The following is a 13,945-nucleotide window of genomic DNA, read 5'->3' as shown; positions in this document are numbered from 1 at the left end:
CCTATCTTCCTCCAACAGTGATTGAATCAACCTTAATATGAGGTTGGCCAACAGTTACGTTGACACTTCCACTAATGGATCCACAGAATCCAGGAGCTAATTCCAGATCATTTCCGCACATTGATATTTTTGGCATAACTTCTTTAGCCTCACCAATCAAAGTTGCTCCCTTTACTGGATTAGTTAATTTCCCATTTTTAATAAGATATCCTTCTTCTACCGCAAAATTAAATTGTCCTGTGGCGCCTACACTGCCGCCACCCATTGATTTGCAGTAAAGGCCATCACTAATACTATTTATTAAATCTTCTTTGGAGTGCTCACCTTTAGCTATATAAGTATTTCTCATTCTTGAAGCTGCAGCAAAAGAATAATTTTGTCTTCTTCCACTCCCTGTCCTTTTATGGCCAGTTCTTAATTCACCCGCCCTGTCTGATATAAATTTTTTTAAAATTCCATTTTTTATCAGAACTGATTTTTCTGGTTCCATACCTTCATCATCTACTGATAATGAACCAAAGGATCCTTCTGAAATCCCTTCATCAATTGCTGTTACAGATTCATGTGCAATTTTTTCATTCAATTTATTCGCAAATGGTGTTGTTCCTCTCTCTATTTGAGTAGTTTCAAGTAAGTGACCGCAGGCTTCGTGGAATATAACGCCACCAAACTTATTAGCTAATACAACAGGCATTTGTCCCGCATCAACATAATCTGCATACAACATATTCATTGAACTTTCAAATACATCATTAGCTGCTTTTTCGTGATCCCATAATCTGAATTCATTAGGCATTCCTGACGATCCAAATCTTCTACTTCCACTAGATCTATATTGGGCATCACTAGCAATTACGTTGAGTCCAACTGTTTGATGCAACCTAATATCTGAAACATAGGTTCCATCGCTGGAAGCTATAATAACCTCTTGCAGATTTCTTGAGTAACTTCCTTTTCTAGTTATTATTTTATTATTCTTTTTAAGAGACTTTGTGCTGACTAATAGTTTTTCACTTATCTCATATATCGATGGTATCTCATTAATCCATTTTTTCTTGGATAAACTATAGTCCCTATGTTTATTTAAACCGTTAAATACTTCTCCTTTTTTGTTGTCTGTTATGTCTAACATTTCAATAGCCTGAGATACCGATCTCATCAAGCCGTGCTTTGTTAAATCATTTGTACTTACAAATCCATCCTTTTCTTCTTTAAAGATTCTAATACCAGCACCCCTTCCAAATGATGGACTTACACTTGTAATAAAATCTTCTTCAGCTAATACACTTGAGTTGTCTGTATTCTCTATGAATATTTCTACAAAATCAGCCCCAAGTCCAATCCCATAGAAAATAATTTCTTCTAATAAATCTTTATTGCAACTTCCAAAAACTATTTCATTTGATTTGATTTGTGACGAAAGCATTTGAGGTTATAAATCTTCTCTGTATAAAAGATTATCTAATCGAAGGTTGGAAATCTTTACTATCAAGAGGTTTTAATAAGTATAGTCTTAATAAATGGTAACCGTTTGATAAATATTTAGGTAATTTTTTAAAAGTTTTAGATACTTTATTTCCATCACTGTTTGCAATATCGGAAAGAACCTTATTATTTTCTACTATTTTATCTAATCTTCCATAAAAAGATTTATCATAAACGTCTAGTACTACAGGAAAAACTCTAGCAGAAGTTTCATTTGTTTTATTAATAACATACTGGTCGTAATCTTTAGCATCTAATCCTAAAGATGCGTAGAAATCCTTTTTGATTCCCAGATCCCTTGCATACATAGTTGCAAACACAGCAAGTAGGAAAAACCTCGACCATAACTTGGATGTTAATGGAAGATTGTTCAAAAAGTATCTAAATCTATGGAAATAGTCAAATAGTGGATGTGTAAAGGTAGAGCCCCCAATAGTAATTTTTTGGCTTAATGATTTAACGGTACGTGGTTGTGCTTTCATTAAGGCGTCAAAGAAATCACCATGCCTATTTTCATCTTGACACCAATTCTCAAAGTAATTAAATAGTGGAAAAATCTTGCTATCTGGATTCTTTTCGAGATGCCTATAAATTGCTATGTATCTCCAATAGCCTATTTTTTCAGATAAATAAGTGGCGTAAAAAATACTTCTTGGTGGGAAGTAAGTGTAATCTTTATTGGCTGTTAAAAAACCTAAATCTAACTGCAGTCCAAAGTCACTCATTGATTTATTCAAAAATCCTGCATGTCTAGCTTCATCTCTGGCCATATGAGCAAAACATTCAGCAAGAAGAGGGTTTTTGTCTTTAATCCTCTTGCTAAGTTCCTTATAAAGTAAAAAACCTGAGAATTCTGATGTACAACTTCCCTCGAGAAAATCAACAAAAAGCTCTCTCGTTTCAGGATCTAATTTTTCTGCAGCACCTTCAAATTCACTATTTCTTACAAAATGATGCCTATTGTAATCTTTCCTAAATTCCTCACATATAGCTTCCAATTCCTCCTCGTTTATTGATAAATCCATATTTTCCATTGCCTCAAAGTCTGTTGTGTAGAACCTTGGAGACAAAATAGTTTCCTTTGCAGGTACCTTTCCATTATTAATTTCTTTTTTATTTTTTGATTCAATAGTTGATTGAGTCATCTTTGATTTTATTTATTAATACTATTATTTACTATGATTTGTATTTTCGAGGGAAAAGTTAACTAGGTGTTATTGTTTCTTTAATTAACCCCTATTAATTTTTGTCCATTTAACCTCTGCAATACTCTTGAAATAATTAATTTAAGGGTTATTCTTTTTTCATCAATAAGGAATGATTCAATAATGCTAGGTTCTTGATTTGGTTTTGATAAAGAAATACTTTTTAATGAACTTATGTCCTCCTTTTCAAAAGATAGCCAAAAGCTGCAAGTATCTTTAATTTCACAATTTATTACCCAACATTTATCTCCAGCAATAGGTCTATTGGTGTTTTTGAGATTGATATTGTTTATTTCTAAACCCCTATGATTAATTTCTTCTATTAAAGCAGGAATCAAATGAATATTAATAAATTCTTGGAATGGCTTTTTCTCTATAGGAAGTTCTTTTTTGGGTTTAGGAATAGTTTTAGTGGGTGTATCATTTTCATTTTTTTTATCAACTTTAGAAGAATTATTTTCGTTCATATTGATAACTTTCTCTGAGGTACATTCTTTTATTTCCTCAGAGTTAGATTTATTATTATTGTTAGATATTTCATTATTTTTTTCTAAATTTTCTTCCATAAAAAAACACAATATATACTTATTATAAATTAAAAAACCATTTTTTATTACTTAAATCATGTAGATTTCTACCAATCATTATCATCATTATCCCAGTCGTCATTATTATTGGGCTCATTTGAATAATTTTTATCCCTTTTTAAATTATTTTCTTCAATATTTTTTACTACCCTATAATTAACAGATATTGTTGGTTGAGCATCTCTAATGTCCCTTTGTGGTGGCATATCAATATTAGATTTCAAATCTTCATCATTATTTAGAGGTTTATAATTTTCTTCAATATTTTCGAAAGTATTTTTTTTAGGACTATTAATTGTAGTATTTAATAACGTGCTTATAAATAAACCAGAAAAAAATGAAATACTGATTAACTTACCTATACTTACTTCTTGGACAGTCCATTTAAAGTATCTAAATGTTGTCTTATGATTATTATTCGTATATAAAAAAGTTTGAAAGATTATTATTAAAAAAAAAGTTAATAATAAAAAATTTTTCTTGAAAATCATACTAAAAAGTTATCTTCATTTTTTTGGTTAATATTTTCATACTGTAAAGTGAAATTTATTTATGTTAATTCTAAATCAATTTGATATTTAAGAATATCGACCTTTATAATTTTAACTTTTATTTCATCACCCACCTTATATGATTTCTTGGATTTCCTTCCAATTAAAAGATTTTGTCTTGATCTATATTCATACCAATCATTATTAAGAGTGCTTACGTGAACAAGGCCTTCAACATTTAGTTCTGATAAATCTACAAAAAATCCATAACTTTGTACTGACAAAATAAACCCACTATAAATATTGCCTAATAATTTTTCTGCCTTTCTTACTTTTTTTAGACTTATCATATTAGATTTATATTGGTTTACTTTATCCTTATATTCATTAACTTTATCTATTACAAACTTATTAAATAATGTATCTATATTTTTTGAAATTGATGAATTAAATATATCCCAATTTACTAACTTCCATGAATTACTTTCAACTATATTTATATTTTTAATATTATTTTTCTTTGATTTCTTCCCATTTATTATCATATTGAAAATACAGTACTGGTTGATAAGGTTAGTGAATTCATATCCAGGCATTGTCCATGGAGAAATATATTGTTTTTCTGATTCATCATTATCTGTATTTTTAGAAATCAGGCTTAATTCATATTCCTTAAATTCATTAATTAAAAGTTTATGTAAGATTCTTTTTTTATCATCATCATCGCCGCATGACTTAATTACTTGACTAAATGATAAATTGCCATCTTCATTTAGCTCTATATCTTTATCGACAAATTCTGAATATTTGATAATTTCATTTGTATTAATGTAATCTAATCCCTTAGATAAGTATCCAGCACTTTTTAAGCCATATTGATTTGAATGTTTAAACCATATTAAATTCGCTTCATGCAGTATTGGGGAAAGGTATGTTTGGCAATCTTGTTTATTTAAAGGTTCAAAATATCCTTTTGAATAATCAACTGGGTTATGAATAAAAAATTCATCTAATGATTCTATTTTATTTAGTGGCATAGGGATTTCAACCTTGCCTTCTAAGAGATGTCTTTCTCTGAATGAAGTTGAAATTTCCAGTATTTTATCTAAATCCTCTACATATTCCTTTATAGGTTTTAATAACCTTGAGGTTATTCTGGTTTTACTTTTTCTGGAAAGGAGGGCGTCAGTATGATCACTTCCAACAATAAGAGAGCATTTTACTAATGTAAGATGAAATGACCATTTAGTTATTTCATTATCACTATTTAGATGCAAACAGAGGCTTATTGCTTCATTCTTTTCGCCTAAGTTAAATTCACAAGATTTTCTTATGTTTTCACTAATGTAGTTTTGCCAATTATTCAACAAGGGTAGTGATTCAAAGCCATTAAAGAATAGTTCTAAGGATTTTCTACCATTTAGCTCTACTCTTTCTGCAAGATTATTTGTATGTAACCATAATTTATTACTTCTATCTTTTCCCGGCTCTATTTGAATCATTGGGAGCATTGGGGAATTATCAGAATTCCAACTTTTGAACAAGTAAGAATTTTTATCTGATAAGTCTATTCTTTCCCTTTTTTCTATCTTCTTAGATTCAATAAGGTTTTCATTGCCTAACTTGAAGATATTGCTTTTTGATAAAACAAAATCTGTATCTAATTCCTCATTATTATTTAGTTGTAGTTCTTGTATAACATGGCCTAATCCTTCGTCTTGACCTATGGGGAATCTTTCGATCTCAACTTTAACTATATTCTTATTCTCTGGCTTATAGATGTATTTCTTATCCTCTTTTGGAAGTTTTATTTTAGAGAGAATCCTATCATCGATAGGAATGGCATATACATCATTATTTATTTTTTCAACTTTAGAAAGAAGTATTTGATTTGATCTTTCAAGAATACAATCAACTATTCCTTCAGGGGATCTTCTTCTATATCCCTCCTTTATTATCCTTACTAAAACTTTGTCTCCATTCCATGCATAATTAAGTAGATTTTCTTTAATGTAGATATCTTCTTTATTTTTCTCCCTTACGGCAAAGCAATAACCTTTGCTACTACACCTTATTTTGGCGACAATATGATTGCTATCTTTTGTGCAGGTATATTCATTATCTGCATTTTTATTTATTATTTCAAGTTTCTCAAGAGCTGTTAAAGCGATATCTAATTTATCTTTATCGGATTTCTTTGTTATTTTTAATGATCTGCATAATTTTTTATATTCTAATCCCTCTGACTGATTTAGATTATCAATTATTGACGATGTTGTGAACATAGTATAGATGGAAAATTATAAATTAATTAGATTGTATACTCTCCATTATTACACCTTATTATCCAAGCTTAAACCTAATTATTTTCTTTGTCTTCTTTGTCGATTGTGAATGAGTTTATAAAAAGCTTTATACCAATAATAAAAAATGTAATGGCAGCTATTGATTTAAGAACCACCTCGGGTAAAAAACTTGACATAGAACCACCTGTCAAAGCTCCAAGTAAACTTGCAATGATAAGAGCTGAAGAAGAACCTAAAAATACTGCCAATGGTTTATTTGAAGTGCCGCTTATAGTTAAAGTAGCTAGTTGTGTTTTGTCACCTAATTCAGCTATAAAAATGGTTAGAAATGTTGATAGTAATAAACTTAAAACCATTTATAAATAATTTCTGAATGTATCATAGGTCAAAAACAAACTTATTATTATCATTAAAGCACCTGTAAATAAAGCAAATTTGCTTGGAGATATTTTTTTTGACAACCATTTACCAATAAGAACTCCTACCAAACTAGAGCTTATCAAAGCAAGAGAACTTCCAAGAAAAACAATTATTGGCTTACCCGATTCAGCAGAAAGCATTAAAGTAGCTATCTGAGTTTTATCGCCAAGTTCAGCAATAAAAATTGTTGTAAATGTTGTAATAAATATAGATAAGAAACTTTTTTCTATTTTGCTCTCTTTTTTTTCTGATTTACTATTCATTTACCTGAAATTGCCATTTTAAAACTTTTCATCTCTTTACTTTTGTATCCATAATTTGAAGAAATATGCTGTTTGCAACAATCTATAAGAAATTTATCACCAGAATTCAAATATCCTTTAAATGCAATTGAGAATTGATTCACCCTGCAAAAGTGGGGTCTAGTTTCGTAAATTAAGCATTTTTTATTTTCTCTGTCCAAATTTTTACACCATCCGTCTTTAGCAGTCATTGAATTTATCAAAGCAATATCTTCTTTGTTAAGTTTGTCAGCCAAGTCGCTTCTTTCGTTCAAGTCGAATTTACAACAAGCTCCACAATTTTCTATACATGTCCATGATTTCATAATTTAATTCAATCTTGTAACGTATCGGTACAGTTCTTTCATTTATTTGTAAAAATAGTATCACAAAACATATTCATTATCATGGCAAATCTTATTGTATTAGGCGTAGTTGCGCTATCAGGACCAGCAATAATTGCTCTAGTATTTTTTAGAAATAAATAATCTCCTTTGTGAATACTAATCTCGAGGGTGTTTATTGGGATTTAGATGGTACTATCGCAAATACAGAATTAGAAGCTCATTTACCTGCTTTTAATCTAGCTTTTAAGGACTTTGGTTTAAATTGGAATTGGGAAACTAATAAATATATCCAGCTTTTGAGAATTAACGGAGGCAAAAATAGAATTGCCTACTATTCTAAATCAAACGATGATGATTTATCAGATGATTTAATTATCAAAATCCATGAAAAGAAACAGTTTCACTATTTAGAAATTATAAAAAAAAATTGCGTTAACTTTAAAACTGGAGTTTTTAGATTAATAAATGAATTACATAGCAAAAAAATAAGGCAATTTATTGTTACTTCAAGTTCTAGAAAGCAAGTTGATTTACTTATTAAATACTTATTTAATGGTTTCAATCCATTTGAGTTCATTATTTCAAGTGAGGACGTTGAATTAAAGAAACCAAATCCATTACCTTATTTAAAGGCAGTTAAATTAAGTGGCATTAAAAAAAATAACTCAATAGTTTTTGAAGACTCCAATCCAGGATTGATATCTGCCTTAGCAGCTAACCTGCCGACAATTTTTGTTCCTTCTAATATCCCAATAGTTCTTGAGGAAAATATTAAATTAGATTGTATTTTAGACAGTCTAGGTGATGAGAACAATGTGGCAAATGTAATTAAAGGTCCTAAACTTAAAACACCATATGTTGACTATAGTTTTCTCAATGATTATTTAATGAAAATTAGCGATGCAAAAAACTAATTTTTCAAGAATTACTTATCAATTAAATAATTTATTATTTGGTTTTCTAAGTGATACTTGGAGGTCAAAATCTATTGGTTTAATTTCTGTTTTAACAGGTTATTTTTTGTTTGCAAATTTTCTTACAAAATTTATATCTGAAGGTAAAAATGAGTTAATTATGGTACCAATAATTATTCTGATTATTGAAATTATTATAAGAATTAAGCCTTCCTCAAGTTCAAAATTTTATAATCTTTGGTCCGTAGTTGACAAATTACGAATCGGTGCAGTCTATGCTGTTATCCTTGAGGCATTTAAATTAGGATCATAATAATTATTCTTCTTCCTCTTCTTCAATAGGGTAAACAAAACCTTGAGCTTTCCCAGTTAAGACTGATTTGCCTAAAGAAATAGCCTTTTGAGCCGCTAATGCTGCTTTCCCCTTCCAGACAGCATGTCTCTGATTTCTTTTGCTCTTTGATTTTTTCTTCTTTGGTACAGCCATTCATCTTCTATATCTACATATAATAATATAACCTTTAAGTGGTTATCTCCAAAATATTTGAGTATATTTTGTATATACCTCAATTTTTTAAATAAGCTTATATGCTTTATAAATCACTTATAAAGATTAGTGTTTAGACCAAAATTCTCATATTCAAAATCTAAATCAAGTTATTCAGATCTTCTAGAAGATATAGAAACGGGAAATATAGAATCTATATTTTTCTACCCTAGACAGAGAGAAATAGATGTTTTGTATAAAAATGGTGATAAATTCAAAATCCCTATACTTTATAATGATCAATTAATCCTTGAAAAGGCTACTGAAAATAAAGTAGAACTTACCATTAACAATAGTAAAAAAGAATCTGTTGCAGCTAATTCATTTGCCTCAATTAGTCTTTTCCTTATTTTTATATTATCAATAGTTTTAATTTTCAGGAGTACATCAAAATTAGCTTCTAGAGCTTTTGGTTTTAGCAAAAATCAAGCTAAATTTATAACTATTGATGATGTTGATACGAGATTTGATGATGTAGCTGGTGTTCCTGAAGCCGCTGAAGAATTAAAAGAGGTAATAACCTTCTTGAAGGAACCAAAAAGGTTTGAAAATCTTGGAGCAAAAGTTCCTAAAGGAGTTCTTTTAATTGGCCCACCTGGAACTGGTAAAACATTATTGGCTAAAGCTATTGCTGGTGAATCGGGAGTGCCTTTTCTCTCAATAGCAGCATCAGAGTTTGTAGAACTTTTTGTTGGTGTTGGTGCAAGTCGTGTACGAGATCTTTTCGCTAAGGCAAAAGAAAAATCTCCTTGTATAATCTTCATTGATGAAATTGATTCAATTGGTAGACAAAGAGGCTCTGGGATAGGAGGTGGAAATGATGAAAGAGAGCAAACTCTTAATCAGCTTTTAACTGAATTAGATGGTTTTGCTGATAATTCAGGGATTATTGTTTTAGCAGCCACAAATAGACCAGATATATTAGATGCAGCGTTATTAAGACCAGGAAGATTTGATAGAAAAATAGAAGTAATGCTTCCAGATTTAAATGGTAGAAAAAAAATTCTTTCAGTTCATTCTCTTTCAAAACCGCTTTCAAGCGAGGTTGACTTAGGATATTGGGCTACTAGAACGGTTGGTTTTTCTGGAGCAGATCTTGCAAACTTGATGAATGAGAGTGCTATTCATTGTGCAAGAAATGAATCCAAATTTATAAGTGATTTTCATATAGAAAACGCTCTAGATAAAATTACTATTGGACTTAGAACATCATTAATAACTTCTCCTAATATGAAAAAAATTATTGCTTATAATGAAATAGGGAGAGCTATTGTCTCAGCTGTGAGAAATGGAATTGAATCAGTAGATAAAATTACTATTTTACCTAGATCTGGTTCTCTAGGAGGCTATACAAAAATTTGTCCAGATGAAGATGCAATTTCAAGTGGCTTGATTTCAAAAAAATTCTTATTTTCAAAAATTGAAATTTCTCTTGCAGGACGTGCTGCGGAAATAATAGTTTTTGGTAAAAGTGAAATTACACAATGCTCTATAAACGACATTTCTTATGCGACAAATATCATAAGAGAAATGGTTACAAAATATGGATTTTCAATTATTGGTCCAATTTCAATGAACCCTGAAAATAGTGATATTTTTATGGGAGAAGGATTATTTAGAAGAAAGTCTTTAATAGCTGAGAATACTAGTTCTAGGATTGATAGAGAAATCATGAATATTTCTAAGATTTCGTTAAATAATTCAATAGAAATATTGAAAAAAAATAGAATTTTACTTGATAAATTAGTTGATACACTTTTAAACGAAGAAACTATAGATAAACAATTATTTAAATTGATAACTTCTGATTTGTTGAAAGTTTGATTTAATTGTTTTAAATTAAATAAAAATAAAATATTATTCTTGATAATTAAAAACAACTCCACAACGTTAATAATTACTCTTACTTTTTTGCTTATTCTCCCATTTGTTCAAAAGCAGTGGTTTAATTTGTATTTATTTAATATTAATAATATTTCTTTTTATTCAATTCTTTATTATCTGAGCGGGACTATCTGCCCATCGCTGATATGTTTAAACTCATTAAATAACTTTACGTACTATAAGTTTAATAAGAATGAAATTAATACAAAAAAAATAATAAAAGGGAAAGCTTTATTATTTTTAGTAGCGGTAATTTTGATATTTCTCTCGTACTTAATAGCTGATTATTTTTATATAAATTTTGATCTTCTAACTAATTTATTTATCAAAGATATTAAATTAAAACAACCTGATGTTATTCAGTTGAGCATTTTCATGTTTTTTATATCTCTATTATTAATATTCAAGAAATCTAGGCTTTTATTTAAGAAATTGATATTAGTAAATTTTATTTTAATTTCTTTCTTTATTTGGTATCTACAAATTAATAATATTAAATTAGATGATCAGTTTTATATCTATAAATATTATGCATTAGATAATATTAATTTAATTAATGTTTTTATCCTAATCACAATAGAAATATCTTATTTTATTTGGTCTTTTCTATCCTATAAAAGCAATCTGAGCGATTGGTTAATTCACATACCCCAAGTGGGAAACTTTAGTCCAATTTTGAAAATTTTATTTTTTTATTTTTTTATAATTGTTTACTACTCCGCACTCGCTTAAAAATTATAAATCTTTTTATAGCGCTGAAAAATATTCTTTACTACCTTTTGGGTCTTCTAGCATTGTTTTTTCACCAGGTGTCCAGTTCGCCGGACAAACTTCATCTGGGTTTGCTGCCACGTATTGATATCCTTGTAGGATTCTAAGTGTTTCATCCACATTTCTGCCTACAGGTGCTTTATTTACAGTTGTATGCATAATTACTCCTTCTGGGTTGATGAGAAATAAACCTCTATCTGCCTCTCCATCATCATTTAATACATTGTATGCCTGGCAAATTTCTCTTTTTAAATCAGAAACTAATGGATAGTTAATATCACCTATTCCACCCTCATTTCGCGGAGTTTGTATCCAAGCCAAATGGCAGTGTTTGCTATCAACTGATACTCCAAGTATTTCTGTATTAAGTGATGAGAAATCATTATATCTATCACTAAATGCAGTTATCTCGGTTGGACATACAAATGTAAAGTCTAATGGGTAAAAGAATAAAACAACCCACTTACCTCTTAGATCTGAAAGTGTAATCTCCTTAAACTCTTGATCATATACTGCTGTAGCACTGAAATTTGGTGCTTCTTGTCCAACTCGTAAGCTCATGAAAAAATTTGTCCTTATTTGAATTATGTATGGTCTAATTGACCGTAATTCCTATTATAATTTTAATAACAATAAATTAGCAAGTTTTTTAAAATTCAATGAAATGGCATTATTCCTTCACTAGGAAGTTTACAATATTCAATCATAATAAACTTTTAAAAAATCTCAAAAAGGAATTAATTAAATATCCTATTAATAGGCTTGAAAATAAAAATTCAAATTAAAGGAAATTTTTTTTTATTTAAGATTCCTTTAAATTCAAATCTTTATAATAGGTATTATTCTTTTTTTTCAATTATTTTTAATATGGCTAATTACATTGAAAGGCTAAAGAATAAAATTAAAATAAAAAAGTTCGATTCTGAGCAGCCAATTGGAGCTTGGATTTTTGTTGCATTGTTAAATATAGTTGGTTTTGCTGGCTATTTTTACTTAAAAATAAATAATATTCAACTAAATAGTTGATAAATTATCTTATTTCTTTATTAATCGAGCGACAAAAATTTTTTAATCTTTCATTTCTTGTCAAATCAGGTAAAGTCCATATTGATTCTGTTTTTGGAATAGGATCCTTACTCCACTCTTTGAATTCTTCCATTATTGATTTTTTATTCAACTTTGAGATAAGCTTTTTTCTTTTTTTTAAATGTTGTCTAATAACAGTTAAATTTTCTTCAATATACTCCCTCATAATAGTAAATCCTAAATTAAATATTAATCTATCATCTCAGTTACTCTGTTTTTAGGGTGATCTTTGTTTAGACGTTTTGTACAGCTTGAAAAAGGCCAAATGAATAGCCCCCTATTAAGATCCAGCCAAGTATACTTGAAATTATTGTAGATCTTCTATTGTGTCTCCTAATTGCTGATTCAATCATCTCATTTACCTCCTCTTTATTAAGGTATTCTTTACTAGAATCTTTTTTCATTTGATTTTTTCTTTTAAGATAAACGAATTTATAAGAAAGTGAGTTACTGATTTTTACTAATTACTTAAGATTTTGAATTTGATTGATTTTAATATTCAGTATTAAATATATAAAAAATTTTTAGGGTTTTTAATTTCTAAGATAGAATAAGAGAAATAAAACATAATATTTTTTGCAATACTAATAATGAATATTAATGATAAATATGTTTTAGAAATGCTTAATAAACTTATAGCGATAGAAAGGCTAAATAAAAGTCAAATTCTCCAGATGGTCAATTTAGTTTCTTTATCAAATGACATAAATGATTTAAAAGATAATTTAATGTGGGAAAGTTCCAATACATTTCTTTAAGTAACTTTTTGTATAAATGTCGTTATTTGAAATTAAAAAAAGACGTTAAGTAATAGTTAAATAAATTAATTAATTGTTCTAAATAATAACTACGTATAAAAAATTAGACATTATTTTAAAGGCAAGTTGCTTTAATAAATTTTTGATGACAAAGTTTCGATATAAGATATTCTTTCTTGATTACTTTGATTAAGTGTTGTTTTCTTATCCTTGTTAAATGTTTTAATTAATATTGTAGTAGTCAGAATTATTATTAATATGATTAGTAAATCTCCAACAGTTATGCCTCTCTCCTTAAGATTCATAGTTAAGTTTATATTTTCTTTAATATAGCCTGTTTTAATTATTAAATAAATAATTTTTACAAACTGGCTAAAAGAAGTATTAAGGAAATATAAAAAAAATATGAAAAAATTAAGACTAAAGGTTGTTAAATCATATAAGAATAATAGATTAATAATTTTTTTAGATGGATATCAAAAAGAATATTGATAGTTCTAACAATCCTAATTTTTTCTCCAAAGAGATGATTATTACAAAAAAATCTCTTAACGAAAATCAGCTCAAATATACTTATCAAAAACAGTTGATCTCTGATCTAGATAATAAGCACAAGGAATGGTCAAAATTTGTTGAAGGTTAGTTTTAAAAGCTGTTATTAATTATATCTAAAAGTTTGTTTCTTTTATTTATGTTGTTCTCTTCCCAACGAAGTGTTACTTCATCATTAATTATTGGCTTGGCTTCATAAGCTAAATACCAGAGAATAAATCCTGCAGGCAATATCAAAATATGCATAACTTAAATTAGTTGACTTAAATCAAATATAGTGCAACACTTATAATGTGCAAGTGTGACACTTA

The 13,945-nt window shown here is 28.5% G+C and carries 20 protein-coding genes; 6 read left to right on the top strand and 14 right to left on the bottom strand.

Annotated features, from left to right (window positions below):
• Window position 1: 1 nt before the first annotated feature.
• The 8 genes from SOI86_RS02030 to SOI86_RS01995 form a co-directional block, all read right to left on the bottom strand.
• Window positions 2-1,426, bottom strand: coding sequence for a TldD/PmbA family protein (locus SOI86_RS02030; RefSeq protein ID WP_320681954.1), 1,425 nt, complete (start codon window positions 1,424-1,426; stop codon window positions 2-4).
• A gap of 31 nt (window positions 1,427-1,457) precedes the next feature.
• The gene (acsF, locus tag SOI86_RS02025) at window positions 1,458-2,630 is read right to left on the bottom strand and encodes a magnesium-protoporphyrin IX monomethyl ester (oxidative) cyclase (protein WP_320681953.1); all 1,173 of its coding nucleotides are present in this window, start codon (window positions 2,628-2,630) and stop codon (window positions 1,458-1,460) included.
• Window positions 2,631-2,710: 80 nt separating this feature from the next.
• Entirely contained in the window at window positions 2,711-3,256 is a 546-nt protein-coding gene (locus SOI86_RS02020; protein ID WP_320681952.1) for a DUF2996 domain-containing protein, read from the bottom strand.
• A 68-nt stretch (window positions 3,257-3,324) separates the two neighbouring features.
• Window positions 3,325-3,768: a hypothetical protein gene (locus SOI86_RS02015; protein ID WP_320681951.1), complete on the bottom strand. Its 444-nt coding sequence runs from the start codon at window positions 3,766-3,768 to the stop codon at window positions 3,325-3,327.
• Window positions 3,769-3,827: 59 nt separating this feature from the next.
• The gene (locus SOI86_RS02010; protein WP_320681950.1) at window positions 3,828-6,053 is read right to left on the bottom strand and encodes a S1 RNA-binding domain-containing protein; all 2,226 of its coding nucleotides are present in this window, start codon (window positions 6,051-6,053) and stop codon (window positions 3,828-3,830) included.
• A 74-nt stretch (window positions 6,054-6,127) separates the two neighbouring features.
• Window positions 6,128-6,430, bottom strand: coding sequence for a TMEM165/GDT1 family protein (locus tag SOI86_RS02005; protein ID WP_320681949.1), 303 nt, complete (start codon window positions 6,428-6,430; stop codon window positions 6,128-6,130).
• Window positions 6,431-6,757, bottom strand: coding sequence for a TMEM165/GDT1 family protein (locus SOI86_RS02000; RefSeq protein ID WP_320681948.1), 327 nt, complete (start codon window positions 6,755-6,757; stop codon window positions 6,431-6,433). It abuts the gene before it with no gap.
• Window positions 6,754-7,101 (bottom strand): YkgJ family cysteine cluster protein, encoded by a 348-nt coding sequence (locus SOI86_RS01995; RefSeq protein ID WP_320681947.1) that lies wholly within the window; start codon window positions 7,099-7,101, stop codon window positions 6,754-6,756. The genes SOI86_RS02000 and SOI86_RS01995 overlap by 4 nt, the downstream gene beginning before the upstream one ends.
• A gap of 170 nt (window positions 7,102-7,271) precedes the next feature.
• Between SOI86_RS01995 and SOI86_RS01990 the strand changes: the two genes are divergently transcribed.
• Together SOI86_RS01990 and SOI86_RS01985 are read left to right on the top strand one after the other, a co-directional pair.
• Window positions 7,272-8,036, top strand: coding sequence for an HAD-IA family hydrolase (locus tag SOI86_RS01990; RefSeq protein ID WP_320681946.1), 765 nt, complete (start codon window positions 7,272-7,274; stop codon window positions 8,034-8,036).
• Entirely contained in the window at window positions 8,023-8,349 is a 327-nt protein-coding gene (locus tag SOI86_RS01985) for a DUF565 domain-containing protein (RefSeq protein WP_320681945.1), read from the top strand. Before SOI86_RS01990 ends, SOI86_RS01985 begins: the two co-directional genes overlap by 14 nt.
• A 3-nt stretch (window positions 8,350-8,352) precedes the next feature.
• Here the strand turns inward: SOI86_RS01985 and rpmF are convergent, their stop codons facing one another.
• Window positions 8,353-8,523: a 50S ribosomal protein L32 gene (rpmF, locus tag SOI86_RS01980; RefSeq protein WP_025926528.1), complete on the bottom strand. Its 171-nt coding sequence runs from the start codon at window positions 8,521-8,523 to the stop codon at window positions 8,353-8,355.
• Between the two features lie 129 nt (window positions 8,524-8,652).
• Here rpmF and ftsH point away from each other — a divergent pair, with 129 nt between their 5' ends.
• Complete coding sequence (ftsH, locus tag SOI86_RS01975) at window positions 8,653-10,407, top strand: ATP-dependent zinc metalloprotease FtsH (protein ID WP_320681944.1); 1,755 nt, start codon at window positions 8,653-8,655, stop codon at window positions 10,405-10,407.
• Window positions 10,408-11,214: 807 nt separating this feature from the next.
• On the opposite strand, the gene SOI86_RS01970 is transcribed toward ftsH, so the two are convergent.
• Complete coding sequence (locus SOI86_RS01970) at window positions 11,215-11,799, bottom strand: peroxiredoxin (RefSeq protein ID WP_320681943.1); 585 nt, start codon at window positions 11,797-11,799, stop codon at window positions 11,215-11,217.
• Window positions 11,800-12,105: 306 nt separating this feature from the next.
• Here SOI86_RS01970 and SOI86_RS01965 point away from each other — a divergent pair, with 306 nt between their 5' ends.
• Entirely contained in the window at window positions 12,106-12,264 is a 159-nt protein-coding gene (locus SOI86_RS01965; RefSeq protein WP_320681942.1) for a hypothetical protein, read from the top strand.
• A 4-nt stretch (window positions 12,265-12,268) separates the two neighbouring features.
• Here SOI86_RS01965 and SOI86_RS01960 read toward each other — a convergent pair whose 3' ends face one another.
• Window positions 12,269-12,490: a hypothetical protein gene (locus tag SOI86_RS01960; RefSeq protein ID WP_320681941.1), complete on the bottom strand. Its 222-nt coding sequence runs from the start codon at window positions 12,488-12,490 to the stop codon at window positions 12,269-12,271.
• 67 nt (window positions 12,491-12,557) lie between these two features.
• Window positions 12,558-12,728 (bottom strand): hypothetical protein, encoded by a 171-nt coding sequence (locus SOI86_RS01955; RefSeq protein ID WP_320681940.1) that lies wholly within the window; start codon window positions 12,726-12,728, stop codon window positions 12,558-12,560.
• 186 nt (window positions 12,729-12,914) lie between these two features.
• On the opposite strand from SOI86_RS01955, the gene SOI86_RS01950 reads away from it, so the two are divergent.
• Window positions 12,915-13,082 (top strand): hypothetical protein, encoded by a 168-nt coding sequence (locus SOI86_RS01950; protein ID WP_320681939.1) that lies wholly within the window; start codon window positions 12,915-12,917, stop codon window positions 13,080-13,082.
• A 131-nt stretch (window positions 13,083-13,213) separates the two neighbouring features.
• On the opposite strand, the gene SOI86_RS01945 is transcribed toward SOI86_RS01950, so the two are convergent.
• Entirely contained in the window at window positions 13,214-13,387 is a 174-nt protein-coding gene (locus tag SOI86_RS01945) for a hypothetical protein (protein ID WP_320681938.1), read from the bottom strand.
• Window positions 13,388-13,551: 164 nt separating this feature from the next.
• Here SOI86_RS01945 and SOI86_RS01940 point away from each other — a divergent pair, with 164 nt between their 5' ends.
• Window positions 13,552-13,725: a hypothetical protein gene (locus tag SOI86_RS01940; protein ID WP_320681937.1), complete on the top strand. Its 174-nt coding sequence runs from the start codon at window positions 13,552-13,554 to the stop codon at window positions 13,723-13,725.
• 2 nt (window positions 13,726-13,727) lie between these two features.
• Here the strand turns inward: SOI86_RS01940 and SOI86_RS01935 are convergent, their stop codons facing one another.
• On the bottom strand, window positions 13,728-13,880 hold the full coding sequence (locus tag SOI86_RS01935) for a hypothetical protein (protein ID WP_320681936.1): 153 nt from the start codon (window positions 13,878-13,880) through the stop codon (window positions 13,728-13,730).
• Between the last annotated feature and the right edge of the window lie 65 nt (window positions 13,881-13,945).

Origin of the sequence: Prochlorococcus sp. MIT 1314, from assembly GCF_034093315.1 — a bacterium.
GTDB lineage: Bacteria > Cyanobacteriota > Cyanobacteriia > PCC-6307 > Cyanobiaceae > Prochlorococcus_A > Prochlorococcus_A marinus_Y.
The sequence above is the reverse complement of the archived record's forward strand: the minus strand, read 5'-3'. Positions and strand labels throughout refer to the sequence as shown.